This window comes from Streptomyces sp. NPDC001156, assembly GCF_053598275.1.
In genome coordinates this window covers 45,141-71,505 of sequence record NZ_JBSFJX010000001.1, presented here as the reverse complement: position 1 = coordinate 71,505, position 26,365 = coordinate 45,141, and the positions used below count along the sequence as shown (strand labels likewise).

The 26,365-nt window shown below is 71.3% G+C and carries 24 protein-coding genes; 6 read left to right on the top strand and 18 right to left on the bottom strand.

Annotation, left to right across the window (positions count from 1 at the left end):
* Nucleotides 1–87: 87 nt before the first annotated feature.
* A complete protein-coding gene (locus tag ACWDA7_RS00320; RefSeq protein WP_450601970.1) occupies nucleotides 88–1,281 on the bottom strand; it encodes a winged helix DNA-binding domain-containing protein in 1,194 nt (397 codons plus the stop codon).
* Nucleotides 1,282–1,434: 153 nt separating this feature from the next.
* On the opposite strand from ACWDA7_RS00320, the gene ACWDA7_RS00315 reads away from it, so the two are divergent.
* Nucleotides 1,435–1,941 carry a hypothetical protein gene (locus ACWDA7_RS00315; RefSeq protein WP_450601969.1) on the top strand — a complete coding sequence of 169 codons (507 nt, stop codon included), beginning with the start codon at nucleotides 1,435–1,437 and terminating at the stop codon, nucleotides 1,939–1,941.
* A gap of 127 nt (nucleotides 1,942–2,068) precedes the next feature.
* Here ACWDA7_RS00315 and ACWDA7_RS00310 read toward each other — a convergent pair whose 3' ends face one another.
* Nucleotides 2,069–2,794, bottom strand: coding sequence for an alpha/beta hydrolase (locus tag ACWDA7_RS00310; RefSeq protein ID WP_450601968.1), 726 nt, complete (start codon nucleotides 2,792–2,794; stop codon nucleotides 2,069–2,071).
* 260 nt (nucleotides 2,795–3,054) lie between these two features.
* Between ACWDA7_RS00310 and ACWDA7_RS00305 the strand changes: the two genes are divergently transcribed.
* The gene (locus ACWDA7_RS00305; RefSeq protein WP_359388843.1) at nucleotides 3,055–3,324 is read left to right on the top strand and encodes an SND2/TMEM208 family protein; all 270 of its coding nucleotides are present in this window, start codon (nucleotides 3,055–3,057) and stop codon (nucleotides 3,322–3,324) included.
* 18 nt (nucleotides 3,325–3,342) lie between these two features.
* Here ACWDA7_RS00305 and pspAB read toward each other — a convergent pair whose 3' ends face one another.
* The 3 genes from pspAB to glnA all read right to left on the bottom strand — a co-directional run bounded on the left by pspAB (nucleotide 3,343) and on the right by glnA (nucleotide 6,871).
* The gene (pspAB, locus tag ACWDA7_RS00300) at nucleotides 3,343–3,927 is read right to left on the bottom strand and encodes a PspA-associated protein PspAB (protein WP_450601966.1); all 585 of its coding nucleotides are present in this window, start codon (nucleotides 3,925–3,927) and stop codon (nucleotides 3,343–3,345) included.
* A 6-nt stretch (nucleotides 3,928–3,933) separates the two neighbouring features.
* The gene (gene htpX / locus ACWDA7_RS00295) at nucleotides 3,934–4,857 is read right to left on the bottom strand and encodes a zinc metalloprotease HtpX (protein ID WP_432926860.1); all 924 of its coding nucleotides are present in this window, start codon (nucleotides 4,855–4,857) and stop codon (nucleotides 3,934–3,936) included.
* Nucleotides 4,858–5,461: 604 nt separating this feature from the next.
* Nucleotides 5,462–6,871: a type I glutamate--ammonia ligase gene (gene glnA / locus ACWDA7_RS00290; protein WP_432926852.1), complete on the bottom strand. Its 1,410-nt coding sequence runs from the start codon at nucleotides 6,869–6,871 to the stop codon at nucleotides 5,462–5,464.
* A gap of 198 nt (nucleotides 6,872–7,069) precedes the next feature.
* Between glnA and ACWDA7_RS00285 the strand changes: the two genes are divergently transcribed.
* The gene (locus ACWDA7_RS00285; RefSeq protein WP_450601964.1) at nucleotides 7,070–7,537 is read left to right on the top strand and encodes an RDD family protein; all 468 of its coding nucleotides are present in this window, start codon (nucleotides 7,070–7,072) and stop codon (nucleotides 7,535–7,537) included.
* Between the two features lie 218 nt (nucleotides 7,538–7,755).
* Here the strand turns inward: ACWDA7_RS00285 and ACWDA7_RS00280 are convergent, their stop codons facing one another.
* The 4 genes from ACWDA7_RS00280 to lipB all read right to left on the bottom strand — a co-directional run bounded on the left by ACWDA7_RS00280 (nucleotide 7,756) and on the right by lipB (nucleotide 10,889).
* The gene (locus ACWDA7_RS00280; protein ID WP_432926848.1) at nucleotides 7,756–8,457 is read right to left on the bottom strand and encodes a DUF4191 domain-containing protein; all 702 of its coding nucleotides are present in this window, start codon (nucleotides 8,455–8,457) and stop codon (nucleotides 7,756–7,758) included.
* Nucleotides 8,458–8,544: 87 nt separating this feature from the next.
* Complete coding sequence (locus tag ACWDA7_RS00275) at nucleotides 8,545–8,742, bottom strand: SCO2195 family GlnR-regulated protein (RefSeq protein ID WP_359388861.1); 198 nt, start codon at nucleotides 8,740–8,742, stop codon at nucleotides 8,545–8,547.
* Between the two features lie 277 nt (nucleotides 8,743–9,019).
* Nucleotides 9,020–9,985, bottom strand: coding sequence for a lipoyl synthase (gene lipA / locus ACWDA7_RS00270; RefSeq protein WP_450601962.1), 966 nt, complete (start codon nucleotides 9,983–9,985; stop codon nucleotides 9,020–9,022).
* 106 nt (nucleotides 9,986–10,091) lie between these two features.
* Nucleotides 10,092–10,889 carry a lipoyl(octanoyl) transferase LipB gene (gene lipB, locus ACWDA7_RS00265; RefSeq protein WP_359388866.1) on the bottom strand — a complete coding sequence of 266 codons (798 nt, stop codon included), beginning with the start codon at nucleotides 10,887–10,889 and terminating at the stop codon, nucleotides 10,092–10,094.
* Nucleotides 10,890–11,206: 317 nt separating this feature from the next.
* On the opposite strand from lipB, the gene ACWDA7_RS00260 reads away from it, so the two are divergent.
* On the top strand, nucleotides 11,207–12,643 hold the full coding sequence (locus ACWDA7_RS00260) for a regulator (protein ID WP_450601961.1): 1,437 nt from the start codon (nucleotides 11,207–11,209) through the stop codon (nucleotides 12,641–12,643).
* A gap of 3 nt (nucleotides 12,644–12,646) precedes the next feature.
* Here the strand turns inward: ACWDA7_RS00260 and ACWDA7_RS00255 are convergent, their stop codons facing one another.
* Together ACWDA7_RS00255 and ACWDA7_RS00250 are read right to left on the bottom strand one after the other, a co-directional pair.
* A complete protein-coding gene (locus tag ACWDA7_RS00255; RefSeq protein ID WP_450601960.1) occupies nucleotides 12,647–14,056 on the bottom strand; it encodes an NAD(P)/FAD-dependent oxidoreductase in 1,410 nt (469 codons plus the stop codon).
* Nucleotides 14,057–14,244: 188 nt separating this feature from the next.
* Nucleotides 14,245–15,147, bottom strand: coding sequence for a TIGR01777 family oxidoreductase (locus ACWDA7_RS00250; protein ID WP_450601959.1), 903 nt, complete (start codon nucleotides 15,145–15,147; stop codon nucleotides 14,245–14,247).
* 71 nt (nucleotides 15,148–15,218) lie between these two features.
* Between ACWDA7_RS00250 and ACWDA7_RS00245 the strand changes: the two genes are divergently transcribed.
* A complete protein-coding gene (locus tag ACWDA7_RS00245; protein WP_450601958.1) occupies nucleotides 15,219–15,707 on the top strand; it encodes an N-acetyltransferase family protein in 489 nt (162 codons plus the stop codon).
* A gap of 24 nt (nucleotides 15,708–15,731) precedes the next feature.
* On the opposite strand, the gene ACWDA7_RS00240 is transcribed toward ACWDA7_RS00245, so the two are convergent.
* Nucleotides 15,732–16,916, bottom strand: coding sequence for a MarP family serine protease (locus ACWDA7_RS00240; RefSeq protein WP_450601957.1), 1,185 nt, complete (start codon nucleotides 16,914–16,916; stop codon nucleotides 15,732–15,734).
* A gap of 388 nt (nucleotides 16,917–17,304) precedes the next feature.
* On the opposite strand from ACWDA7_RS00240, the gene ACWDA7_RS00235 reads away from it, so the two are divergent.
* Complete coding sequence (locus tag ACWDA7_RS00235; protein ID WP_450601956.1) at nucleotides 17,305–18,081, top strand: peptidoglycan recognition protein family protein; 777 nt, start codon at nucleotides 17,305–17,307, stop codon at nucleotides 18,079–18,081.
* 77 nt (nucleotides 18,082–18,158) lie between these two features.
* On the opposite strand, the gene ACWDA7_RS00230 is transcribed toward ACWDA7_RS00235, so the two are convergent.
* The 6 genes from ACWDA7_RS00230 to sucB all read right to left on the bottom strand — a co-directional run bounded on the left by ACWDA7_RS00230 (nucleotide 18,159) and on the right by sucB (nucleotide 26,341).
* A complete protein-coding gene (locus ACWDA7_RS00230; protein WP_359389516.1) occupies nucleotides 18,159–18,677 on the bottom strand; it encodes a DUF4240 domain-containing protein in 519 nt (172 codons plus the stop codon).
* Between the two features lie 56 nt (nucleotides 18,678–18,733).
* Nucleotides 18,734–19,708 carry a helix-turn-helix transcriptional regulator gene (locus tag ACWDA7_RS00225; protein ID WP_450601955.1) on the bottom strand — a complete coding sequence of 325 codons (975 nt, stop codon included), beginning with the start codon at nucleotides 19,706–19,708 and terminating at the stop codon, nucleotides 18,734–18,736.
* 75 nt (nucleotides 19,709–19,783) lie between these two features.
* Nucleotides 19,784–20,554: a VOC family protein gene (locus ACWDA7_RS00220; protein WP_450601953.1), complete on the bottom strand. Its 771-nt coding sequence runs from the start codon at nucleotides 20,552–20,554 to the stop codon at nucleotides 19,784–19,786.
* 170 nt (nucleotides 20,555–20,724) lie between these two features.
* Nucleotides 20,725–23,427, bottom strand: coding sequence for a pyruvate dehydrogenase (acetyl-transferring), homodimeric type (aceE, locus tag ACWDA7_RS00215; RefSeq protein WP_450601952.1), 2,703 nt, complete (start codon nucleotides 23,425–23,427; stop codon nucleotides 20,725–20,727).
* Nucleotides 23,428–23,722: 295 nt separating this feature from the next.
* Nucleotides 23,723–24,346 (bottom strand): GntR family transcriptional regulator, encoded by a 624-nt coding sequence (locus ACWDA7_RS00210; RefSeq protein ID WP_359388896.1) that lies wholly within the window; start codon nucleotides 24,344–24,346, stop codon nucleotides 23,723–23,725.
* A 258-nt stretch (nucleotides 24,347–24,604) separates the two neighbouring features.
* The gene (gene sucB, locus ACWDA7_RS00205) at nucleotides 24,605–26,341 is read right to left on the bottom strand and encodes a 2-oxoglutarate dehydrogenase, E2 component, dihydrolipoamide succinyltransferase (protein WP_450601951.1); all 1,737 of its coding nucleotides are present in this window, start codon (nucleotides 26,339–26,341) and stop codon (nucleotides 24,605–24,607) included.
* Nucleotides 26,342–26,365 lie beyond the last annotated feature (24 nt).

Sequence of the window (26,365 nt, the reverse complement as noted above, 5' to 3'; positions counted from 1 at the left end):
GCCCGCTCGTCGTGGGCGCCCGAAGTCGCCGCACTCAGGTCGCTCGGGTCGCCGTGCGGGAAGCCCGTGCCGTGCCGAGAAGTGCCGCTAGGCGGACAGCTCTTTCTCCAGGGGCGTCCGGAAGCGCGGTGTCACCCGGGTGTCCCCGAGCCAGGCGGACAGCCGGGCCGCCTCCTCCTCGACGGCCGCCCGGGCCTCCTGTCCGACCTCCTCCGTCTCCAAGAGGCGCCACACCACCTCGCCGCCTGGTCGCTGCGCCCAGCCGCCGACCACGCGGCCGTTCCACCACACCGTCGGTCCCACATTGCCGCTGCCGTCGAACAGCGCGGGGCGCAGACCGGGGGACAGGTACCAGTCGCGCTCCTGCCATCCCATCGTCGTGGGGTCGAGACCGGGGAGCAGGGCTGCCCAGGGTTCCTCCGGGGCCGCCCCCGACTCCTCGTCGCCGGCCGTCACATACGCCGTCGCCCCGCCGTCGATGGTCACCGCAACCGCGCCGATCGCGCTCAGTGCCCGGCGCAGATCCGTGACCCGCCACCCGGCCCACCACTTGAGGTCCGCCTCGGTGGCCGGGCCGCAGGCGGCCAGCCAGTGGCGCAGCAGCTCGCTCTGGGCCTCGGCGGGCGGCAGTTCGGGGTGCGGCGGGGCGACCGCCCAGCGGAACTGCGACGACGTCCACGCACCCAGCGGACGCCCGCGCACCACCCGGCCCTCGACACCGAGCACCCGCATCAGCCGGGACGACACCGTGTGCAGGCTCTCGTAGCTCTTGCCCGCGGCGTAGGTGAACCGCTCCTTCAACCGCGGCTCGTCCCGGGTGAGTTCGCCGACCGTCGCCTGCCCGCGGCGGGCCAGTGCGGCCAGCGCCGACGCCTCGACCTCCGTGAGCCACTGTGCGCTCAGCCGGCCGTCGCTGCCGGTGACCATGTCCTTGACCAGCCCGGCTCGCGCCTTCGCCGCGATCGCCAGTCCCGTCGACGCGTGCACCACGGCGGCCAGTCCGGTCGGGAACACGAACACGGTGTGCCGCATACCGTGCATCCGCACCAGCGTCCGTTCCTCGTACAGCGCCCGTTCGACCTCCGGCACGGTCCCGCCCGCGTCGGCGAGCCGCGCCCCGATCGCCAGGTACACCGTGGCGGGGTCGGTGCCGTGCAGCGCGACCAGCGATCCGGCGACCTCCTCGGGGGTCTTGGCCCGCGCCTGGGCGGCCAGCCGGTGCCGGAGCGCGAGCCGGGCCCGCCGCTCCTCCACTCCGATGTGCCGTTGCCGACCGCCCACTCCGCCTCCCACCGACCCGCCCCGTACGGATTCCGCCCATCCTTCCGGAAGCCGGCCCGTCGCGGCGACCCGTCACCCGAAGTGCCGCGCCCCGCATGCGGTGGTGCACCGACCGGCCTTGACTGAAGGCATCATGCGAAGACGGGAGCAGCGATGGCACGACACGGAGTACGGGACGCGGTGCGGGGCTTCGCGGTGGTCCTGGCGGCTGCCGCCGTGCTCTGCGGATGCTCGGGCGGCGGCGTCGCCTCGGGCACCGCGTCGCAGGCCTCGTCGAAGGCCTCCGCAGCCGCCTCCGCGGCCTCCTCACTGTCGTCGCAGGCCTCGTCCGTGCTGGCGTCCGCGAGCGCCGAGGCGAGCCGCAAATTGGACCAGATCAAGGGCGGTGTGCACGCCAAGGGCGACGTCAGGCTCGGCGCGGTCTCCGCCGGGTCCGACGGACGGAAGGCGGCGCCGGTCTCCGTCACCAACTCGACCTCCGATGCCCGCACCTACGCGGTGCAGGTCAACTTCAAGGACAGCCACGGCAACCTGCTCGACACGGTGGTCGTGACGGTCGACGACGTGCCCGCACAGGGCTCGAAGAACGCCACCGCGCTCAGCAACCGCCAACTCCCTGGCGAGGTCACCACCTCGGTCGCCCGCGCGGTGCGGTACTGATGCCGGTGACCGGCCCCCGCGCACCACGCCTCGGCACGCGTCCCCCGGGCCCGCGCGCCCCACGCTCGGGCCCCCGGCCCACGCGTCCGCGCCCGGGCCCCCGCCCCGCGCGGCCCCGGCCCCTCGCCTAGACCGCGCCGGCCAGCACGGCGTCCACGAACCGTCCGCGATCCCCGGCGTGCTCGCGGAACCACAGCCCCAGCCGGTGGTTCGCGCCGGGCAGCTCGAGCCGGGTGAACGCGGAGTTCACGGCGAGCGCCGCCGCCACCGCCTCGGTCACCTCCACCGGGATCACGTCGTCGGTGCCCGGCACCGCCAGCACCGCCCGTCCGGTGCACGCCCCCAGCATCGGGAGCGCGGGAGCCTCGCGCCAACTCCCCGGGGTGCGGAGGATCTCGGTGAAGCGTCCGGTCCCATCACCGAACGGAAGCGGCCAGGCCTGCGGGGCGTATACGGCGGGCGCGCACAGGCCCATCGCCACCACCCGCCGCCCGTAGTGCCGCGCGAGGTCCGCGACCGTCTGCCCGCTCATGCTGAACCCGACCAGGACCAGCGGGCCGTCCGCCGGTGTCCGGGCGTCGATCACGGCGACCGCCTGCTCGAAGCGCCGGCGCAGACTCGACTCGGCCAGCCGGCCCGTGCTCTCGCCGTGCCCGGAGAAGTCGAAGGCCAGACCGCGGCAGCCGCGTGCCACGAACTCCTCCAGCAGCGGCAACAGCCGTTGTGAGCTGCCGTTGCCCGCTCCGTGCAGCAGCACGGCGGTGGCCGCGTCCGGGTGGCCGCCGTTGTCGGCGCACACACCGCTGAGTCGTTCGTCGTCGTGCCGGTGGTCGAAGGAGGAGAGCTCGATCATGGGCCCATTCATGCACGGCCGGGGCGCCACGTTGCGTGTTTCGCCAAACTCGGGCCGCAGGAAAAGGAGATGCACTCGGGGTGACCGCGTCCGTACGCTGGACATGCGTTCCGGAGCCGCCCACCACCGCTTTCCGCCGGACCGGCGTCACCCGGTGGACCCGGGGCTACTCTCTACGCACCGACGGCGGCCGCCCTCCCCCAGCGCCCCGCCGTATCCCCCGCACGACCTCTCACCACCCACGCTCACGGAGGCCCGTCATGGGCACCATCGTCATCGCCGGAATCGTCGTCCTCGTCATCCTGGGGTTCGGGAACCACGCCTGGTGGCTCGCGGCCGCCGTTCTGCTCTTCCTGTACGCGCAGTACGGGCGCGGCTCCTCGGCGTCCTCGCCGGGCGGCCCTCCGGGAGCAGCGGCCAGCTACCAGGAGTACCGCGAGCGCCGTGACCTGCACGCCAAGTGGGAGCGCCGCTACCGTCGCGAGCGTCCCTTCGAGCACCGCCGTCAGGAACGCGACAAGTCCAAGTGACCGATTCGGCGCGCCCGTTCACAGACCGGGCGCGCCCCAGATGGGGAACCAGCGGCCGAGGTCCTGCTCGATCTGCAGATCGTCGGCGAGCGTCGCCTTGACCTGCAGTTCCAGCGCGTTGTCGCGCCGCTCGCGCTGCCCGGCGAGCGGCGCGAACGGGTAGAAGGTGCCGCGCTTGTACAGATAGACGAGGCCCAGCTGCCGCCCCCGCTCGTCCTGGAAGCCGGCCACCGAGCAGAGCAGCTGCGGCCCGAATCCGTTGACCTCCATCGCGCTGTTGACCGCGTGCAGATCGTTGACCAGGGCGGGCAGCTGCTCCGGGTCGCGACGCGACACCAGCCAGGAGTACCCGTATTCGTCCCGCTGGAGCTCCACGGGCGGCCCGCTGCGGTCGGTGTCCGAGTCCAGAAGCGCCTGGACCTCCCGGTTGGTCTCGGCGAAGGCGCCACCCTCCACGGTGGCGAAGCAGACCGCTCCGGTTCCGGTCGGGGTGAACTCGGCCGCCGCCTGGAGCGTGATCGCCGCCGACGGCAGGGCGAAGAGCCGGTCGAGGTCGGGCGCCACCGGTTTGGTGCGGCCGAGCAGGATGTCCAGGAGCCCCATGTGCGCTCAGCCCGCCTTTCCCGGCGTCGCCGCCTCGCCCAGCTCCGCCGAGATACGGCCGAGCTGCTCCAGCCGCTGCTCGAGGGTCGGGTGGGTGGAGAAGAGACGGGAGAGACCCGGCTCGGCACCGAAGGCAGGCGTGAAGTAGAAGGCGTTGAAGGCCTGCGCCGTCCGCAGATCCCTCGTCGGGATACGGGCGATGTCCCCGGTGACCTTGGTCAGCGCGGAGGCCAGCGCCGAAGGGCGGCCGGTCAGGAAGGCGGCCGCGCGGTCGGCGGCCAGCTCGCGGTACCGGGACAGGGCCCGGATCAGCAGGAAGCTGATCGCGTACACCAGTACCGAGATCCCCATGATGGCGCCGAAGACGACGATGGTGTTCTGGTCCTTGCGTCCGCGCCCGCCGAAGAGCTCGGAGTAGAAGGCGAACCGGGCCACGAGCCCGGCGATCACTCCCAGGAACGACGCCACCGTGATCACGGCGACGTCCTTGTGCGCCACGTGCGACAACTCGTGCGCGAGCACGCCCTCCAGCTCGTCGGGTTCCAGGCGCCGCAACAGCCCGGTGGTCACGCACAGCACGGCGTGGTCGGGGTTGCGCCCGGTCGCGAAGGCGTTGGGCATATCCATGCCGGACACCGCCACGAGTGGCTTGGGCATGTCGGCCACGGCGCACAGCCGGTCGACCACACCGTGCAGCTGTGGATACTCCTCACGCTCCACGATCCGCCCGTGCATGGCGTACAGCGCGATCCGGTCCGAGAACCAGTACTGTGCGCCGAGCACCAGCGCCGCGATCACGACGACCAGCACCCAGGACTTGAGCAGCACGATCAACGCGGCGACGAACGCCACGTACAGCAATCCGAGCAGGAACAGCGTGACCGTCATCCGCACGGTCAGCCGCCGATCGCTCCGGAACCGGCTCTGCATTCTGCATCACCCCGCAGTACCCGTCGGTAAGGCACTCGTCCCACCACCCATTGTGCGCTCCGTTCCGCCCATGAACCGGTCCCGAACGACCCCATGGCAGGCAAAGAGTCCCCGTGAAGGGTGAAGAGCCACCGGCCGGCGGCCGTGGGGGTACATCGGGCCCGGCGACATGGACGAGGACGCCGTTGTCCTCTGTCGTCGCTGGTCGTCCTTGGTCTCCCTGGAACGGCCCACAGACGGACCCGCTTGGCGGTCGGGGTGTCCCCCGCAGCGGAGCAGCGCCGGGTTTTCAAGCCGGCAAGGCGAAGCCGGCAGATTTACAGTGGGCTGGCCCCGTTCGGCCTGAGCAGGCCCTTTTCCTGTTCCTGGCCCCATCGGGGGACACCTGGGGGGTCTGAGATGTCCCGCCCCAAGCTATTGAGTTGCGGGCTGTCCCAGGTTGTGTGCCATCTATGCGCTCGCTTGCACTTCATGCCGGCCCCGAAAGCCGGCCCCGGAAGCCGGAGCCGAAAAGCCGAAGGCCGGCTCTCCCGTGCTGGGAGAGCCGGCCGACGGCCCACAGACGGCCCAGGGGAGCGGTTACCCGCTCTGACCTGGGGCGATATCACACGTCGAAGTAGAGCTCGAACTCGTGCGGGTGCGGGCGCAGCTGCAGCGGGGCGATCTCGTTCGTGCGCTTGAAGTCGATCCACGTCTCGATCAGGTCGGCGGTGAAGACGTCGCCCTGGAGGAGGAACTCGTGGTCGGCCTCGAGGGAGTCGAGGACGGCCGGGAGCGAGGTCGGGACCTGCGGGACGCCCGCGTGCTCCTCGGGGGCCAGCTCGTACAGGTCCTTGTCGATCGGCTCGGCCGGCTCGATCTTGTTCTTGATGCCGTCCAGACCCGCCAGCAGCAGGGCGGAGAAGGCCAGGTACGGGTTGCCTGAGGAGTCCGGGGCACGGAACTCGACGCGCTTGGCCTTGGGGTTCGAGCCCGTGATCGGGATACGCATCGCCGCGGAGCGGTTGCGCTGCGAGTACACCAGGTTGACCGGCGCCTCGAAGCCCGGGACCAGGCGGTGGTACGAGTTCACCGTCGGGTTGGTGAAGGCCAGCAGCGACGGAGCGTGCCTGAGGATGCCGCCGATGTAGTAGCGGGCGGTGTCCGAGAGGCCCGCGTAGCCGGCCTCGTCGTAGAACAGCGGGTCGCCGTTGTTCCACAGCGACTGGTGGACGTGCATGCCCGAGCCGTTGTCGCCGAAGATCGGCTTCGGCATGAAGGTCGCGGTCTTGCCGTTGCGCCAGGCGACGTTCTTCACGATGTACTTGAAGAGCTGGAGGTCGTCGGCGGCGGCGAGCAGCGTGTTGAACTTGTAGTTGATCTCGGCCTGCCCGGCGGTGCCCACCTCGTGGTGCTGGCGCTCGACCTTCAGGCCGGCCTTGTCCAGCTCCAGGCTGATCTCGGCGCGCAGGTCGGCGAAGTGGTCGACCGGCGGGACCGGGAAGTAGCCGCCCTTGTAGCGGACCTTGTAACCGCGGTTGTCCTCGAGCGCACCCGTGTTCCAGGCGCCGGCCTCGGAGTCGATGTGGTAGAAGGACTCGTTCGCGCTGGTGGCGAAGCGGACGCTGTCGAAGACGTAGAACTCGGCCTCGGGGCCGAAGTACGCCGTGTCCGCGATCCCGGTGGAGGCCAGGTAGGCCTCGGCCTTCTTGGCCACGTTGCGCGGGTCACGGGAGTACTGCTCGCCCGTGATCGGGTCGTGGATGAAGAAGTTGATGTTCAGCGTCTTGTCGCGGCGGAAGGGGTCGATCCGGGAGGTCGACAGGTCCGCGCGCAGCGCCATGTCGGACTCGTGGATGGCCTGGAAACCACGGATCGAGGATCCGTCGAAGGCGAGCTCGTCGTCCGGGTCGAACGCCTCGACGGGCACAGTGAAGTGCTGCATGACGCCCGGCAGGTCGCAGAAGCGGACGTCGATGAACTTGACGTCCTCGTCCGCGATGAACTTCTTGGCCTCGTCGGCGTTCTGGAACATCCAGCTCCTCCTACTCCCGACCGTCCTCGCCGGGGTGGTAGTTCGTTCGTGCGGCCAGTGCGGTGGCACACGCTGGTGCCGACCATAGGGACGGGGCATTTCTCGGGCGTGACCCAATTGTTTCTCCCAGGTTAACCAGCCCGAGGCTCTCGGACCCCACCTCACTGCTCGCCGAAACGCGGGCAGTACCGTGGACGGGTGGACAACAGGCAAGCAATCGGATCCTGGCTCTCCGGTCCCCGCGCGGCCATGGAAGACGCCGGAGCGGACTTCGGGTACCGGGGTGAGCAGCTCGGTCTGCCGCAGGAGGGGCCGGGCTCGATCGCCCGCCCGGGCCGGCGCCTGGGTGCCCTCGCCGTGGACTGGGGCCTGTGCCTCTTGATCGCATACGGTCTGATCACGGACAGCTATCACCGAGCGGCCCAGGTGTGGGCCCCGCTCATTCTCTTCGCGCTGATCGTCGTCACCGTGGGCACCCTCGGGTTCACCCCCGGCAAGCGGCTCTTCGGGCTGCGGGTCGTCGCCCTGAGCACCGGCCGCGTCCACCCGCTGCGCGCGCTGCTGCGCACGGTCCTGCTGTTCCTCGCCATCCCGCCGCTGGTCTGGGACCGCGACGGCCGGGGTCTGCACGACCGGCTGGCCGGAACGGTCGAGGTACGGCTCTGAGCCTGGGCCCCCGGCGGGGCCGTAGGTGATGACCGCCTGATGACCGCTCTTGGCGGGACCCGCGGGTCTGTGACCTCCCGCTAGCCCGGCCGCTCCGTTTCGACCGAAGACGCTTCGCTCCGCTCCGATCGCCGATTGGCCGTCCCTGAGAACGCCGATGGGCCGTCTCCCGAGAACCCCAGGTTCTCGGGAGACGGCCCATCGTGTGTCAGTGGAGGTCAGCGGCCCTTCGGTCCACCCCGCGGCATCCGCATGCCCTTCGGCAGCGGTCCCTTCGGCAGCGGCATGTTGCTCATCAGGTCGCCCAGCGCCCGCAGCCGGTCGTTGGTCGCCGTCACCTGCGGACCGGTCAACACCCGCGGATACTTCAGCATCGTCGTACGGAGCTTCTTCAGCTCGACCTGGCCTTCGCCCGTGCCGACGACCACGTCGTGCACCGGAACGTCCGCGACGATGCGCGCCATCTTCTTCTTTTCCGCCGCCAGCAGACTCCGGACGCGGTTCGGGTTGCCCTCGGCGACCAGGACGATCCCGGCCTTGCCGACCGCGCGGTGCACCACGTCCTGGCTGCGGTTCATCGCGACCGCCGGAGTGGTGGTCCAGCCGCGACCGATGTTGTCCAGGACCGCCGCCGCGGCGCCGGGCTGGCCCTCCATCTGGCCGAAGGCGGCTCGCTCGGCCCGGCGTCCGAAGACGATCGCCGACGCGAGGAAGGCGAGCAGGAGGCCAAGAATTCCGAGATAGACAGGGTGCCCGATCAAGAATCCGATCGCGAGGAAGACACCGAAGGTGACGATTCCGACAGCCGCGAGTACAAGACCGATCTTGGGGTCGGCCTTGCGGGTCATCTTGTAGGTCAGGGCGATCTGCTTCAGTCGCCCGGCATTCGCAGCGTCCGCTGCAGTTTCCTTCCTCGCCATGCCACGAAGTCTACGTGGCCGGGGAAGCCGCGACGACGGCAGTGCCGTGCCGGAGCGGTGGGGACGCTCCGCGCGGGCGAGCGGTGATCAGGAGCCGTGCACCACGGAGTCGAGGACGCGCTGCGCCTCGACCCGGTCCTTGGCCCGGCGCCGGTCCTCCAGCACGGAGGTCCAGGCGTTCTGGCGGGCGGTCCGCTGACCGCTGCTCATGAGAAGCGATTCGATGGCACGCAGTGCAGTGCTGAACGACGGGATGGCGTTGGCGCGAACGGGCGCGGCCTGCATGGCTGGGGTCCCTCCTTGGATCGGCGGCTTGGGGTACGGGGCTGTACGTGGCGTAAGGCCAGCGTCACTGATTGGTGTTACCAGGGCGTGACCGACCGGTCAAACACCAATGAAACCTTGATACAGAGGCCCAAAACCCTGACGCGGCCCTGACGTGCCCGCTAGCTGCGGGGACGGTGGGGGCCGCGTCGATCGGCCGCTACCCGGGGGTAGTTGCTTGTGTGCGGATTCACACGCGGGAAGTGGCACGCAGTGCCATGTACATGCAGGAGCCGGATCAGACGGCCTGCGAGGCGACGTAGCTGCCGCGCTTCTCCACCGCCATCTGGTACAGCCGCCCGGCGCGGTACGAGGAACGCACCAGCGGGCCGGACATGACGCCCGAGAAGCCGATCTGCTCGGCCTCCTCCTTGAGCTCCACGAACTCCTGCGGCTTCACCCAGCGCTCCACGGGGTGGTGGCGGACGCTGGGGCGCAGGTACTGCGTGATGGTGACCAGCTCGCAGCCGGCGTCGTGCAGCTGCTTGAGCGCCTCGCTGACCTCCTCACGGGTCTCTCCCATGCCGAGGATCAGGTTCGACTTCGTGACCAGGCCGTAGTCGCGGGCCGCGGTGATGACCTTGAGGGAGCGCTCGTAGCGGAAGCCGGGGCGGATGCGCTTGAAGATCCGCGGGACGGTCTCGACATTGTGCGCGAAGACCTCGGGCCGGGCGGAGAAGACCTCTTCGAGCTGCTCGGGGACCGCGTTGAAGTCGGGGGCGAGGAGCTCGACCTTGGTGTGCCCGCTCTCGCGGCCGGCGGTCTGCAGGTGGATCTGGCGCACGGTCTCGGCGTACAGCCAGGCACCGCCGTCCTCGAGGTCGTCGCGGGCGACCCCGGTGATGGTGGCGTAGTTCAGGTCCATCGTGACCACGGACTCGCCGACCCGGCGGGGCTCGTCGCGGTCGAGCGCCTCGGGCTTGCCGGTGTCGATCTGGCAGAAGTCGCAGCGCCGGGTGCACTGGTCCCCGCCGATGAGGAAGGTCGCCTCGCGGTCCTCCCAGCACTCGTAGATGTTCGGGCAGCCGGCTTCCTGGCAGACCGTGTGCAGGCCCTCGCTCTTCACGAGGCTCTGCATCTTGGTGTACTCGGGACCCATTTTCGCCCGGGTCTTGATCCACTCGGGCTTGCGCTCGATGGGGGTCTGGCTGTTGCGGACCTCCAGGCGCAGCATCTTGCGTCCGTCGGGTGCGACTGCGGACACATCGGCTCCCTGTAGCTTCGATTCTTCGGCGTACACCAGGGTACGCCCGTGTTTGTTGAGCCCTACCCATGAGGCCAACCCCGCGGCTTCGGGGTCCATTCCCGCGTCAGGCGGACGCCTTCTCGATCTCCCGCGGCTTCAGATCCGCGTTCTCCAGAACGTCCTTGAGGTGCCGTTCCACCACTGGAAGCACGTCCGCGATCGTCACGTCGCGCCCCAACTCGCTCGCCAGGGACGTCACGCCGGCGTCCCTGATTCCGCAGGGAATGATGCGGTCGAACCAGGTGGTGTCCGGGTTCACGTTCATCGAGAAGCCGTGCATCGTGACGCCCTTGGCGACGCGGATGCCGATCTGGGCGAGCTTGCGGTCCTCCCGGCGCTGGCCGGCGTTGGAGGGCGCGTACTCGGGGCCGTTCAGCCGGGGGTCGAACTCCTCGTCCTGCAGCCGGGGGTCGAAGTCCAGGGAGAGGCCGCCGAGCGAGGGGCGCTGTTCCACCGGGTCCCCGAGGACCCACACACCGCTGCGGCCCTCGATCCGGGTGGTCTGCAGGCCGAACTCCGCACAGGTGCGGATCAGGGCCTCCTCCAGGCGGCGTACGTGGGCCACGACGTCGACCGGGCGGGGCAGCTTCTGGATCGGGTAGCCCACCAGTTGACCCGGACCGTGCCAGGTGATCTTGCCGCCGCGGTCCACGTCGATCACCGGCGTGCCGTCCAAGGGCCGCTCGTTGTCCGCCGTGCGCCGGCCCGCCGTGTAGACCGGGGGGTGTTCGAGCAGCAGGCAGGTGTCGGGGATCTCGTCGGCGAAGCGGGCGGCGTGCACCCGGCGCTGCTCGTCCCAGGCCTCCTGGTACTCGACGGCCTCGGCCCCGAACCCCATACGGACGAACCGCAACTCACTCACGGCAAGCGCCTCCCTAGAAGCTTCGTAAGGCACGAAACGCGCCCACGCCACTGTACGTCCAGCCGGCTGCGCCGTGTCCGGCCGGTGTGCTGACGCCGTTCGGTCGTCCCGTCAGCTCGACTCGCCAATCCTCACACGATCGGATGAATGGGCCCTGAACGCTGCAATCGCCCGCTCACTCTCCGCTACATTCGCGCCGTTCACGAGGCCATATGGGCTGCTCACAGGCGATCCGGGCACAGCGGCAACGCGGGGGACGGCACCATGCCCTTTCCGCAGTGCCGTCGAGGTCCGAAAGGCAGGAGACCGCACCGCAGATGACGGAACGACCCGCGCAGCGCACCCCCAATCGACAGCTCGCCGCGCTCATCGCAGAAGCGGGGTTCTCCAACGCGGGGCTCGCCCGTCGCGTCGACCAGCTAGGCCTCGAACACGGACTCGATCTCAGATACGACAAGACATCCGTGACGCGCTGGCTGCGCGGCCAGCAGCCGCGCGGCACGACGCCCGCGCTCATCGCCGAGGTGTTCACCCGGCGGCTCGGACGCCGGCTCACGGCGCAAGACCTCGGACTCGACGCCTGCGCCCCGGTGTACGCGGGCCTGGAGTTCGCCGCCACCCCTGAGGAGGCCATCGACATCGTCAGTGGTCTGTGGCGCAAGGACTCGGGAAGCCATGCCGAGCTGCGCAAGATCGCGTTCACCCCGGCCGGACTCGTCGTACCGAGCCGGGACTGGCTGATCGGCCGGGCCGACGACAAGGTGGGCCGCGGCGAGGCGGCCCCCCGCATCCCGGCCCAGGGCCGCCCCGCGGTACCCCGGCAGCGCAGCCAGTCCGAGCGCGGACCCGGCCAGAAGGTCAGCGGCGGCGACATCGCCGCGCTGCGGTCGGTGGGCGAGCTGTTCCGCGCCCTCGACCACGCCTACGGCGGCGGCCACGCCCGCCAGGCGCTCGTGCGCTACCTGGAGCACGAGGCCGAGCCGATGCTCCGCGGCGTCTACGGCGAGCAGACGGGCCGCCGCCTCTTCGCGGCGGCCGCCGATCTGACCCGGCTCGCGGGCTGGACGTCGTACGACATCGGTGCGCACGGTCTCGCCCAGCGCTACTTCGTGCAGGCGCTGCGGCTCGCGCAGGCGGCCGGCGACCGGCTCTACGGGGCGTATGTGCTGATCACGATGAGCAGGCAGGCCGTCTACCTCGGCCATGGACGCGAGGCCGTGCAGCTCGCCAGGGTGGCCCAGCAGGGCGTCGGGACGACCGCGCCGCCGGCGGTCCAGGCGCTGCTGCACGCCGTCGAGGCGCGTGGCCACGGGGTGCTCGGCGAGGTGCGCGCGTGCACAGCGTCGCTGGTCCGGGCCGAGCGGGCGCTGGAGGCCGCGCGCCCGGGCGACGAAGCCCCGCACTGGGCGCGGTTCTTCGACGAGGCGCAGCTCGCCGACGAGTTCGGGCACTGCCACCGGGACCTGCAGCAGTACCGGGCCGCCGTCCAGCACGCCGAGCGATCGCTGCAGCTGCGGGCGCCCGGCTACGCCCGCAGCCGCCTGTTCTGCCGGGTCGTGCTCGCCTCGGCGCGGCTCGGCCTCGGCGAGCTGGACCAGGCCTGCCTGCTGGGGGCCGAGGCGGCCGCGCAGGCCTCGGAGATGCGGTCGGTACGGGCCACCGAGTACGTGCGGGACTTCGAGCGGCGGCTGGAGCCGTACAAGGACGCGACGCCGGTGCGCGGCTACCGTGACCGGGTTGCCGCGCTCCAGTGAGCGTCAGGCCGCTTTGGGCAGTGGTTCGGCGGCGTGCATCGGTCCGGCGCCCAGGTCGGCCAGGACGGCGGACGCGGCCCGGTGACCGGAGTGGAGTGCGCCCTGCACCGTGCTGGTGTCCCGGTGGTCGCCGCACACGTACAGGCCGGCCAGCAGCCGTACCTGCCGGTGCACGTCGTGCGGCGGCCGCATCGCCGGGACGGCCCGCGCCGTGTGATGGACGGCGAGCGTCTCCCAGCGGGTCGTCGAGGTGCCGTACAGGCGGGCCAGATGCGCCCGTACGGCGCTGTCGACGCCGTCCGGTGGTGGGCCCAGCACCGTGGAGGAGACCAGGGCGCGCCCCGCGGGCGCCCGGGACGGGTCCACCGTGCTGACCACCGCCGTGTGCGCCACGGGTCCCTCGCGGTCCGCGTCCAGCAGCAGCGACGCGCCCGTCTGCGGCGGCTCGTCCATCGTGTGGTGGACGACGGTGACCGGGTGGAAGTCCGGGACCCGCAGGCCGGGCAGCAGACCGGCCGCGGCGTGCGCGTCGGTCGCCACCAGGACCGCGCGGCAGCGGAATTCACCGTGATCGGCGGTGGTCACCGAGGTCGTGGAGACGGAGGTGGCATGGACCCCGGTGTGCACCGTGCCCGGCGGCAGCGCCCGTGCCAGCAGTTCGGGCAGGACCTCCGCCCCGCCCTCCGGCAGACACAGCCGGCCGCTCGCGAAGGCGCGCAGCGCGAGATCGGCGCAGCGGCTCGACGTGGTCAGTTCGGGGTCGCACAACAAGGCGGCCAGCAGCGGCCGGAGGAATCCGTCGACCGTGCGAGCGGGGAGCCCACGGCTCGTCAGCGCTCGGCGGGTGGGCAACTCGGGCCGGGCCAGCAGCCGTTCCACGGGCGTGGCGGCGAGGCGCGCGAGTGCCGCGCCGAGCCGGGCCTGGTCCATGGCGCTGCCGAGCGGAGCGGCCGGCCGGGGCACCGGTGAACGCGACCCCGCCGCCCTGGAGCGGACGACGCGTCCCCCGGTCGCGCCAACCCCCGTACGGGGCGCGTAAGTCGCGCGAGGAGCAGAGGCGAGCGCACGCACAGCGCTGAGTGCGCCCCTTGCGCCCCCTCCCGCCAGGGGAGAGCCCGCACGGTGGTGACGCCCCTCGCTGTGCACAAGGACACCCGGTGCGAAGGGACGCAGCACGAGTGCGTCGAACCCCGGGGTGAGGCGCAGTTCGGGATACGACGTGGACAGGAGCTGCCCGATCCGGTCGAGCCGGAAGCCGTCGACCTTCTCGGTCGACATACGGCCGCCCACAAAGGCGGCGGCCTCCAGAACTGCCGTGGTCACTCCTGCACTGGTCAGCCGGTGGGCAGCCGCGAGGCCCGCGACCCCGGCCCCCACGATGACGACGTCCGCCTGATACACGGGCTCTAACACGTGCCCCTCCTCGAGGTTGTGCGGCCGGTGGAGACGTCATGCCCCCAACGGGCGTCCGGAATACCCGAGTTCGGGTCGAGGGTAGGTCCGCGACCGGTCAAGTGAAGTCGAGCATCGCCAGAGCACGGTCGCACGACGGTCGCATGTGGTCGAAGGCGAAGGTCCCGTGCCGCGGTCCGGCCTCTCGGCTACTGCCGGAGCGCCGCCCGCAACGCGTCCTCGATCCCCGGGAAGGCGAAGGAGAACCCGGACTCCAGCAGCCGCGTGGGCACCACCCGGACACTGCCGAGCACGTCCCCGGCCATCTCGCCGAGCGCGACGCGCAGAGCCGACGCGGGTGCCGTGAAGAGCGTGGGCCGGTGCAGCACGCGCCCCATCGCAGCCGTGATCTCACGGTTGGTCAGCGGCTGCGGTGCCGTCAGATTGAACGGCCCCGACAGGTCCTCACGGTCGATGAGATGACGGATCGCCGCCACCTCGTCGTGCAGCGAGATGAACGACCAGTACTGGTCACCGTCGCCCATCCGCCCGCCGAGCCCCGCCTTGAACAGCGGGAACAGCCGCCCCCAGGCCCCGCCCTCGCGGGCCACGACCAGTCCCGTACGAGCGAACACCGTGCGGACGCCCGCCTCCTGGGCAGGGGCCGTGGCCTCCTCCCACTCCACGCACATCGAGGACAGGAAGCCGTCCCCGGGCGGCGCCTTCTCGTCCACCTCCCGGTCCCCGGTCTCGCCGTAGTAGCCGATCGCACTGCCGCTGACGAAGACGCGCGGCGGCTCGGGCAGGGACGCGACGGCCTCCGCCAGCGCCGCGGTGCCGAGCACCCGGCTGTCCCGCAGCGTCTTCTTGTACGCGTCCGTCCAGCGGTGGTCGCCCACGCCGGCCCCGGCGAGGTTCACCACGGCGTCGCACCCGAGAAGCCCCGTCGCGTCGACGTACTGCCCTTCGGGATCCCAGCAGACCTCGTTCTCCCCATGGGCCCCGCGGCGCACCAGACGCACCACCTCGTGCCCGTCGGCGGCCAGCGATCGCGTCAGGGCGCTGCCGATGAGACCGGACGCACCGGCGACGGCGATTCGGGAACGTTCCATGCGCCCATCCTGCCCGGTACCCGGCCGCAAAACCGGACGGCTCCTCGTACCCCGGCCCTACAGTGATCCTCATGCCCGTTCCGTACATACGCCAGGCCACGCCCGGCGACGAGGAGACACTCGGCCGGCTCGACCGGGACACCTGGTCCCCGCTGCACGCGGTGCAGCCGCGCCCGCAGCCGCCGTACGAGCCCTTCTACAACAAGCGTTTCGGGCCGCGGGACCATCTGGTCGCCGAACTCGACGGTACCGTCGTCGGCTACATCCGGCTGGGCTACCCGACGCCGCTCGAGTGCAACTCCCACGTCCGGCAGATCCAGGGGCTCGCGGTCGCCGACGAGGCACGCGGCGCGGGGGTCGGCCGGGCCCTGCTGCGGGCCGTGCAGGACGAGGCGCGGCGGCGCGGGGCGCGCCGCATCACGCTACGGGTCCTCGGCCACAACACCCCGGCCCGGGGGCTCTACGAGTCCGAGGGGTTCGTGGTGGAGGGGATCCTGCCCGAGGAGTTCCTGCTCGAGGGCGAGTATGTCGACGACATCCTCATGGGGCGCTCCCTGTGAGCGCCCGCACCGGCGCCGCGCGGCTCACGATCTGATGAGGTCGCCCGTGTCCACCGCCGCCGTGGCCCGCGCGGCACGCTGGGCGTCGCCCGCGACCTCGTCCGCCGTCAGCACGTACCCCGTCTCCTGGTCCGAGGTGGAGCGGGCGAAGACGACGCCGTAGACCCGGCCGTCGGTGGTCAGCAGCGGGCCGCCGGAGTTGCCCGGCAGGACCGTCGAGCGGATCGAGTAGATCTCCCGGGTCACGGTGGCGGTGCTGTAGATGTTCTGGCCCGTGGCCTGGATCCGGTTCGCGACCGTGGCTGCCCGCAGCGTCAGGTCGCCGTCCTGCGGGTAACCCGCGACGACGGCCGCGTCGCCGCGCTTCGCGCCGTCGTCGAAGCGCAGGACCGGTGCGTGCAGATCCGGTACATAGAGGACGGCCACGTCCCGGTCGGGGTCGAAGAACACTACGCGCGCCGCGTACGACGGGCCGACACCGCCGATCCGGACGGACGGGTGGTCGATGCCCGCCACCACATGGGCGTTCGTCATCACGTGCCGTGCCGCGTACACGAAACCGCTGCCCTCACGGCCCTCGGTGCCCGAGGCGCCCTCGATCTTCACCGTGCTGAGCTTGGCCGCGTTCGTCGCGCTCGCCGTGACGCTGTCCCCGGACGGCTCGGCGACGCCGGCCGTGGGCTCGTTCTCGAACGGGTTGAAGACCTGCGGAAAACCCGCCTGGGTGAGCGTGGACGTGGCGCGGGAGAACCAGGTGGGGGTGGTGTCCGGCATCGCGCTCTGCACGGCGCCCAGCAGTCTGGAGTCGCGTATCGCCCCGGTGACCAGCGGTGACGAGGAGGCGCCGAGGACGCTCGCGGCCACCCATGCCACGATCAGCACGGCCACCGTGTTGGCCGCCGCCCCACCGATCCCGTCGGCCACCCGCAGGGGCCCGCGGTCCAGCTCGCGCCGCAGCTTGAGCGCGAGACGTCCCGCCAGCTCGTGACCCACCGCCGCCGGGAGCAGCACCGTGAACACCGCGGTCACCGTCGCGGCGGAGGTGCCTCGCGTCACCAGGTTCATCACCCACGGCAGGATCCACACGCCGATCACGGCACCGCCGACGAAGCCGGCCAGGGAGACACAGCCGGCCACCAGACCGCGCCGGTAGCCGGACGCCGCATAGGCCAGGATCACCAGGATGATCAGGATGTCGAGCAGGTCCACAGAGCCGCCTTTCTCTCGGACCCCTTAGTACGCGCCGTGGAAGCACAGTGATCAGTCACTCGTGGGGATGCCCGCACACCGGCCATCCACGCGTCGAACAGTAAAAACGTCGCGGACCCGGACGATGGTTCCACCAGGTGGCACACCACACATCGCGGAGTGGACGGAGGTGACGGAAAGTGACTCCATGCCTGTCTTGCGAAGAACCCGGGAGCCGCAGAACGGGCCTGCGGCGCGGGTACGTGGTGTGGCGCGTCCGCTGGTGGGGCGTGCGGCGCGGATGCGTGGTGTGGCGCGTCCGCTGGTGGGGCGTGCGGCGCGGATGCGTGGTGTGGCGCGTCCGCTGGTGGGGCGTGCGGCGCGGGTACGTGGTGCGGCACGTCCGCTCATGGGGCGTGCGACGAAATTGCGTGGTGTCGCACTTCCGCTGCTCGGCTGTGTGCCCGGTGTCGCCGCCGTCCTCGCACTGGTGCTGTGCGCCTCCGGGGTGGAGCGGCCGGCGGTGGCACCCGCCCCGCGGCCGGTCGAGGTCAAGTCCACCGTCGTCCTGCACCTGGCGCCCAAGCCGCGCATCGTGCCGAGATCGGTGTGGGCGGACGTCAGCACCGACGGCCAGCCGCCGCCGCGCTACGACGACAAGGTCATCGCCGTCTTCGTGCACCACACCGACTCGCCGAACGGCTATAACTGCGCCAACACCCCGCGCATCATCCGCTACCTCTACTCGGGCCAGACCGGCAACCGCCACTGGGACGACATCGGCTACAACTTCCTCGTCGACCGCTGCGGCCACATCTACGAGGGCCGCGCGGGCGGCGTCGACCGTCCCGTCACCGGCGCCCACACCCAGGGCTTCAACCACCGCACCGCCGGCATCGCCGCCGTCGGCACCTTCACCGCGGGTGTGCCCGTGCCCAAGGCGATGACCGACGCGATCGCCGCCCTCGCCGCCTGGAAGCTGGGCCTCGCCAACATCGACCCGCGCAGCAAGGTCCGGCTCATCTCCAGCAACGGCCTCAGCCGCTACAAGGCGGGCACCGGCGCCCTGCTGCCCGCCCTCGCGGGCCACAACGACGGCTACATGACGAGTTGCCCGGGCGCGGCGCTCAGTGCCCTGCTCCCGTCGATCAGGGAGAAGGCGGCGCATCTGCAGGGAAGGCGGTGACGCCTCTCCCCGAGCGGTCCGCCGCCGTGCGATCCCGGCCGCCGGCGCGTGGCACGAGCGGCGGCGCGGCGCGCGCCTCAGCCCTTGAAGCGGTCCCACAGCGCGGGATAGCGGTCGGCGAGCAGGGTCTCGTTCTCCAGGTCGAACGAGCTGCCCTCGGGCTCGGAGGCGGCGGGCGCTATGCCCAGGTCGGGTGCCACGGTTCCGGTGAGCTGCTCGTACGCCTCGTCCGCCGCGTAGCCGAGCTCCTCACCGTCGCCGTCGACCTCCTCGTCGAAGTCCACCAGGAGGTCGGCGAGTGTGTCGGGGTCGTGCAGGGCTCCCTCGTAGACCTCCCGGCCCTGGCCGATCAGCCAGCACCGGAAGAAGTCGAACGCGTCGTCGCTCGCGCCGTCGAGCAGCACCCAGGCGGCGCCCCACAGGTCCCAGCGGTAGGCGCGGTTGTAGCGGGACTCGAAGTGCCGGGCGAAGTCCAGGACCGCGTCGGGATCCAGCCGCACCAGCCGCTCCACGAGCTGATCGGCCTGCTCGTCGGGGTCGCCCTCGGCGGCCGCACGACTCGCGTCCACCAGCTCCCAGAACTCCGTCTCGTCCATCACTGGACCAGCATCGGCCCTCGCCGGGTGCGACGCACGTGGAGTGCGGCGGATCGTTATCGGGCGTAGAGCGCCGCGAGACGTATCGCGTCCTCGGCGAAACGCGCGCGCAGCCCCTCGGGCGACAGCACCTCGACCTCCGGCCCCAGCGCGGTCAGTTGCGCGTACGCCACCTCCTCGGACTCCACCGGCAGGCACACCGTCACCCAGCCCCGCTCGTCCGGGGCGCCCGCGGCCGTGAGCGCCCGGCGGGCCGCGGCGGGATCGACGGCGTAGGGCAGTGTGCGTACGCCGGCCTCGGACAGCCGCACCAGGACCTCGGCCCGCAGGATGGACCGCGCGAACTGCTCCGCCTGCTCCGCCCAGAAGGCGGGCAGATCGAACTCCTCGTCGCGCCCGAACCGTTCCTCGCCGAGAGCCACGGCCGTGACGCGGTCGATGCGGTACACCCGGAACGACCCCTGCCGTGCCTCGCGCGCGCACAGGTACCAGACCCCCGCCTTGAGGACGAGCCCGTACGGCTCCAGCTTCCGCTCCACCTCGTCCTGGCCGCGCCGGTAGCGCACGGTGATCCGGCGGTCGTCCCACACCGCGTCCGCGACCGCCGGCAGCAGCGGCGGAGTGGTGGGCTCGGTGAACCAGGCGGGCGCGTCCAGATGAAACCGCTGCGCCGCCGTGCGGGAGGCGTCGCGCAGGGAGGGCAGCAGGGCCGCGGACACCTTGAGCCGGGCCGCACCGGCCGCGTCCTCGAGCCCCATCTCGCGCAGCGCTCCCGGAACCCCGCTGAGGAACAGCGCTTCGGCCTCACCGCGGGCGAGCCCCGTCAGCCGGGTGCGATAGCCGCCGACGAGCCGGTAGCCACCGCTTCGCCCCCGGTCCGCGTACACCGGGATGCCCGCCTCGGACAGTGCCTGGGCATCCCTGGTGACCGTCCGCTCGGACACCTCCAGCTCACGGGCCAGTTCGGCGGCGGTCATGGAGGACCGGGACTGGAGCAGCAGCACCATTTTGATGAGACGAGCGGCACGCATGCGTTCATGATGCCGGGCGGCACTGACAGGACACCGCTGTCGGCCCGCCCGTTCCGGCGGAGCCCGCGCCTGCCGCTACCGCGCCTCGGACCGCGTGATCAGCGACAGGTGGCCGCCCTGCGGGTCCGAGACGACCGCGAAGCGGCCCGGCGGGATCGTGGTGGGCTGGACGCGCACGGAGCCGCCCAGTTCGGTGACCCGCGCCGCGGCGGCATCGCAGTCCTCGACCGCCACGTACATCGTCCAGTGCGCCGGAAGCTCCGACGGGAAGTCCTCGTTCATGCGCTTCATGCCGCCGAACGTCTCGCCGCCGAGCTCCCACTCGGTGTACTCGGACGGGCCGAAGGGGTGGGTCTCGCCGTCCCAGCCGAGGACAGCGCGGTAGAAGTCCTTGGCCTTCTCCGGCTCCCTGGCCATCAACTCGAACCAGCACACGCTGTTCGGCCGGCCCACCACACCGAAGCCGCGGTGCTCGCGGGGCTGCCAGACGCCGAACACCGCGCCCTCGGGGTCGCTGAAGACGGCGAGCCGACCCGCGTCGAAGACGTCCATGGGCGGGGCGACCACCGCGCCTCCGTTGCCGGTGACGGCCATCGCGGTGGCATCGGCGTCCTCCACCTGGAAGTAGACCAGCCAGGACACCGGCTGCCCCTGTGCGGTACAGGGGCCGTACCCCGCGGCGTACGCACCGTCCAGGAGGAACATCCCGTACCCGCCCGCCTCCGGGTCGGGCATGTCGGCGCCGGTCCAGCCGAACAGCCGGCCGTAGAAATCCCTGGCGCCAGGGACGTCGGTGGTCGACAGATCGGCCCAGGTGGGTGCGGAGGGACGGTTGAAGATCTTCATGGTCGGCTCCGGGACTGCCGCGAGGGAATGGGACGCAGGGGTCGCCTACGGCCGCCCATTCATTCACAGGGGCACCGCCCCGGCAATCGACCGGCCGCCCCCTCACCGCATGCGTACAAATGTGCCCCGCTCCGGCGGGGCGGCCGGGGCGGGGCACACGGGTCAGGGCGTCAGAGGCCGTAGCGCTCCCGGGCCTCCTTCACGGCCGTGGCCTTGACCTCACCGCGCCGCGCGAGCTGGGCCAGGGCCGCGACGACGATGGACGGGGCGTCCACGCCGAAGTGGCGGCGGGCCGCCGCACGGGTGTCGGAGAGGCCGAAGCCGTCGGCGCCCAGCGAGGAGTAGTCCTGCTCGACCCACTGTGCGATCTGGTCCGGGACCTGGCGCATGTAGTCGGAGACCGCGAGCACCGGGCCCTCGGCGCCCTGCAGGGCCCGACGCAGATACGGAATGCGCTCCTCGCCCCGCAGCAGTGCCGCGTCCGCCTCCATGGCATCGCGCCGCAGCTCGCCCCACGAGGTCGCCGACCACACGTCCGCGGCGACGCCCCACTCCTCGGCGAGCAGCTTCTGCGCCTCGAGCGCCCAGTGGATCGCCGTGCCGGAGCCCAGCAGCTGGATGCGCGGGGCGTTCGCCGCCGGGGAAAGCCCCGCCGACTCCGCCGTGTTGAAGCGGTACAGGCCCTTGACGATGCCCTCGTCGATGCCGGTGACCGACGGCTTCACGGGCTGCGGCAGCGGCTCGTTGTAGACGGTCAGGTAGTAGAAGACGTTCTGGTCCTCACCTGGGGCCGCCTGGCCGTACATACGGCGCAGACCGTCCTTCACGATGACCGCGATCTCGTACGCGAACGCCGGGTCGTAGCTCAGCGCGGCCGGGTTGGTCGCGGCGATGACGGGGGAGTGGCCGTCGGCGTGCTGCAGGCCCTCACCGGTCAGCGTGGTGCGGCCCGCAGTGGCGCCGACCAGGAAGCCGCGGCCCAGCTGGTCGCCGAGCTGCCACATCTGGTCGGCCGTGCGCTGCCAGCCGAACATCGAGTAGAAGATGTAGAACGGGATCATCGCCTCGCCGTGCGTCGCGTACGACGTCGAAGCGGCGATGAAGTCGGCCATCGAACCGGCCTCGGTGATCCCCTCGTTGAGGATCTGGCCGTTCTTGGCCTCCTTGTAGTACATCAGCTGGTCGCGGTCGACCGGCTCGTACGTCTGGCCCTTCGGCGAGTAGATGCCGAGGGACGGGAAGAGCGACTCCATACCGAAGGTGCGCGCCTCGTCCGGGACGATCGGCACCCAGCGCCGGCCCGTCTCCTTGTCGCGGACCAGGTCCTTGACCAGGCGGACGAAGGCCATGGTAGTCGCCAGGTTCTGCGAGCCGGAGCCCTTGTCGAAGGCGGCGAAGGCCTTGTCGGCGGGCGTGGGCAGCGGCGCGAGCGGGTGGACGCGGCGCGCCGGGGCCGGACCGCCGAGGGCGGCACGGCGCTCCTGGAGGTAGCGGACCTCGGGGGAGTCGGCGCCGGGGTGGCCGTAGGGGACCTGGCCGTCGGCGAACCGGCTGTCCGGGATGGGCAGTTCGAGCAGGTCGCGCATCGTCCTGAACTCGTCCACCGTCAGCTTCTTCATCTGGTGGTTGGCGTTCTTCGACGCGAAGCCCTGGCCGAGCGTGAAGCCCTTGACCGTCTGGGCCAGGATGACCGTCGGCCCGCCCTTGTGCTCCAGGGCGGCCTTGTAGGCGGCGTAGACCTTGCGGGCCTCGTGGCCGCCGCGGGAGAGGTGGAAGCACTCGAGGATCTTGTCGTCGCTCAGCAGCTTCGCCATCTCGACGAGCGCCGGGTCCTTGCCGAAGAAGTCCTCGCGGATGTAGGCGACGTCGCGCGTCTGGTACGTCTGCACCTGCGCGTCCGGGACCTCACGCAGCCGGCGTACGAGCGCGCCGGTGGTGTCGAGCGCGAACAGCTCGTCCCAGGCCGTGCCCCACAGGGTCTTGATCACGTTCCAGCCGGCACCGCGGAACTGGGCCTCCAGCTCCTGCACGATCTTGAAGTTGGCGCGGACCGGGCCGTCGAGGCGCTGCAGGTTGCAGTTGATGACGAAGGTGAGGTTGTCCAGCTCCTCACGGGCGGCCAGCGCGAGGGCCGCCGTCGCCTCGGGCTCGTCCATCTCGCCGTCACCGAGGAACGCCCACACGTGCGAGGACGAGACGTCCTTGATGCCGCGGTTGGTGAGGTAGCGGTTGAAGCGCGCCTGGTAGATGGCCGAGAGCGGACCGAGGCCCATGGAGACCGTGGGGAACTCCCACAGCCAGGGCAGGCGGCGCGGGTGCGGGTAGGACGGCAGACCGTTGCCACCGGCCTCCTGGCGGAAGTTGTCCAGGTGGGCCTCGGTGAGGCGGCCGTCGAGGAAGGCGCGGGCGTAGATACCGGGGGAGGCGTGGCCCTGGACGTACAGCTGGTCGCCGGAGCCGTCGCTTTCCTTGCCCTTGAAGAAGTGGTTGAAGCCGGTCTCGTAGAGCCAGGCCGCGGAGGCGAAGGTGGCGATGTGGCCGCCCACGCCGTACTTGCTGCCGCGGGTCACCATCGCGGCCGCGTTCCAGCGGTTCCACGCGGTGATCCGGGCCTCCATCGCCTCGTCACCGGCCACGGTGGGCTCGGCGGCGGTCGGGATGGTGTTGACGTAGTCCGTCTCGAGGAGCTTGGGCAGCGCGACGCCGGCGCCCTCGGCACGTTCCAGGGTGCGCCGCATCAGGTACGCGGCACGGTGCGGCCCGGCCGCCTTGGCGACGGCGTCCAGGGAGGCCTGCCATTCGGCGGTCTCCTCCGGGTCGCGGTCCGGGAGCTGATCGAGCTCGCTCGGCTGGATGGCGTTGGGGTCGGTCATTACGCCGCCTTCCTCAGTCGAAGGGGGTTCCCTCATCGGTAAGGGTTCGGGGTGCCCTTGGTCTTTGGCAGGACAGGGCGAGGGCTTCGGTAGAGGCCCGACGGCGACTGTAACTCCCTGATCGATGATCGATCAAAGGTTTGAGGGTCAAAACCTCTCGATCACGAGAAAGTCGGCACGGGGTGCCTCCCGAGGAGACACCGGGTGCCGCTGAATCCAGGGGTTTTCGCAGGTGACGGCCGCGTCTGAGCGTGGACCCGCTCTGCTGCCGGAGCGCTCACCGGCGTTTCGGACCTCAGGCCCGCGGGGCGCAGCCCAGCACATGGGCCTTCACTATGTCCGCGATGCGTGGATCCCGGCGGCGGAACGCGGCCACCAGCTCCTCGTGCTCCTCCGCGTAGGACTGCTGCACCGTCCCCAGCCACCGGATCGACAGCGCCGTGAAGACCTCGATGCCAAGCCCCTCCCAGGTGTGCAGCAGCACCGAGTTGCCGGCCGCCCGCACCAGCTCCCGGTGGAAGGCCACCGTGTGCCGCACCTGCGCCGTACCGTCCGACTTGCGGTCCGCCTCGTACAGCGCGGTGACATGCGGTTCGAGGGCTGAGCAGTCCTGTGCCAGCCGCTCCGCCGCCAGCTCCGCCGCGATGGCCTCGAGACCGGCTCGTACGGGGTAGGACTCCTCCAGGTCGGCCGCGGTCAGATTCCTGACCCGGACCCCCTTGTTGGGCGCCGACTCGATCAGCCGCAGTGACTCCAGCTCCCGCAGCGCCTCACGGACCGGTGTCTGGCTGACCTCCAGCTCCGTGGCGATCCGCCGCTCCACGATCCGCTCGCCCGGCTTCCAGCGCCCGCTGACGATGCCCTCCACGATGTGCTCGCGGATCTGTTCGCGCAGCGAGTGGACGACGGGCGCGGTCATGAGGGCTCCTTAGGCGATGGCTCGGATCCGATGCTTCGGTCCGAAGGGCCTCGTGGGGGACGGTGGTAGGGCGACGGGCGGGACCCAGGGCTTTGACGTTTAGACAATAAGGCCGTATCCCCGTGCCGAAGAGGCACACGGCGGCGCTTTCGTGCAGGTGAGACGAGGCTTACACGCCCGGCCCGGAAACAAACACGGCGCCCCCGCCCGGAGAACTCCGGACGGGGGCGCCGCTGTGGTCGGTCACCTCTCGGTGGCTCAGAGGCCGAGCTCGACCTCGAACTCGCCCGCCTCGAGGATCGCCTTGACCGCGGTCAGGTAGCGGGCCGCGTCGGCGCCGTCCACCAGACGGTGGTCGTAGGAGAGCGTCAGGTACGTCATGTCGCGAACGCCGATGACCGTGCCCTCCTCCGTCTCGATGACGGCCGGGCGCTTGACCGTGGCGCCGATACCGAGGATCGCGACCTGGCCCGGGGGCACGATGATCGTGTCGAACAGCGCGCCGCGCGAACCGGTGTTGCTGATGGTGAAGGTCGCACCGGACAGCTCGTCCGGAGTGATCTTGCTGGCCCGCACCTTGCCCGCCAGGTCGGCGGTGGCCTTGGCGATACCCGCGATGTTGAGGTCACCGGCGTGCTTGATGACCGGGGTCATCAGGCCCTTCTCGGAGTCCACCGCGATACCGATGTTCTCGGTGTCGAAGTAGGTGATGGTGCCCTCGGCCTCGTTGATCTTGGCGTTGATGACCGGGTGGGCCTTCAGCGCCTGGGCCGCCGCCTTCACGAAGAACGGCATCGGGGAGAGCTTGACGCCCTCGCGGGCCGCGAACGCGTCCTTGGCCTGGGCGCGCAGGCGCATCAGGCGGGTCACGTCGACCTCGACCACCGAGGACAGCTGGGCCTGCTCGTGCAGGGCCTTGACCATGTTGTCGCCGATGACCTTGCGGATCCGCGGCATCTTCACGGTCTGGCCGCGCAGCGGGGAGACCTCCAGGACGGGGGCCTTCTTCGCGGCCGGAGCGGGGGCGCCCGGAGCCGGGGCGGCCTTCGCGGCCTCGGCGGCGGCGAGGACGTCCTGCTTGCGGATACGGCCGCCGACGCCGGTGCCCTTGACGGTGGACAGGTCGACACCGTTCTCGGCGGCGAGCTTGCGCACCAGAGGGGTGACGTACGCGCCCTCGTCGGTCGGCTGGGCGGCGGCCGGAGCGGCCGGCGCCGGGGTGACCGGGGCGGGGGCGGGAGCCGGCGCGGCGGGCCGGGCCGGAGCCGGGGCGGCCGCGGCGGGGGCCGGGGCGGCGGCGGGCGCCGGAGCCGGCGGGGCCGCCGGAGCGGGGGCCGGGGCGGGGGCGACAGGGGCCGGGGCGGCCGCCGGAGCGGCACCCGGCGCGCCGATGACGGCCAGCTTGGCGCCGACCTCGGCGGTCTCGTCCTCGCCGACGACGATCTCCAGGAGCACGCCGGAGGCGGGCGCCGGGATCTCGGTGTCGACCTTGTCTGTGGAGACCTCGAGCAGCGGCTCGTCGGCGTCGACGGAGTCGCCGACCGCCTTCAGCCAGCGGGTGACGGTGCCCTCGGTGACCGACTCGCCGAGCGCGGGCAGGACCACGTCGGTGCCCTGGGCGGCACCGGCCGGGGCGGCCGGAGCGGCGGCGGGGGCCGGGGCGGCCGGAGCCGGCGCGGCAGCGACGGGCGCGGGCTCGGGGGCCGGGGCGGGAGCCTCTGCGGCGGCCGGAGCCGGGGCGGCGGCGGGCGCGCCCGTGCCGTCGTCGATGACGGCCAGCTCGGCGCCGACCTCGACGGTCTCGTCCTCGGCGACCTTGATGGAGGTGAGCACGCCGGAGGCCGGCGCGGGGATCTCGGTGTCGACCTTGTCGGTCGAGACCTCGAGCAGCGGCTCGTCGGCCTCGACACGTTCGCCCTCGGCCTTCAGCCAGCGGGTGACGGTGCCCTCGGTGACGCTCTCGCCGAGCGCCGGAAGGGTTACGGAAACCGGCATGGTTTCGGTTGCTCCTTACGGAAG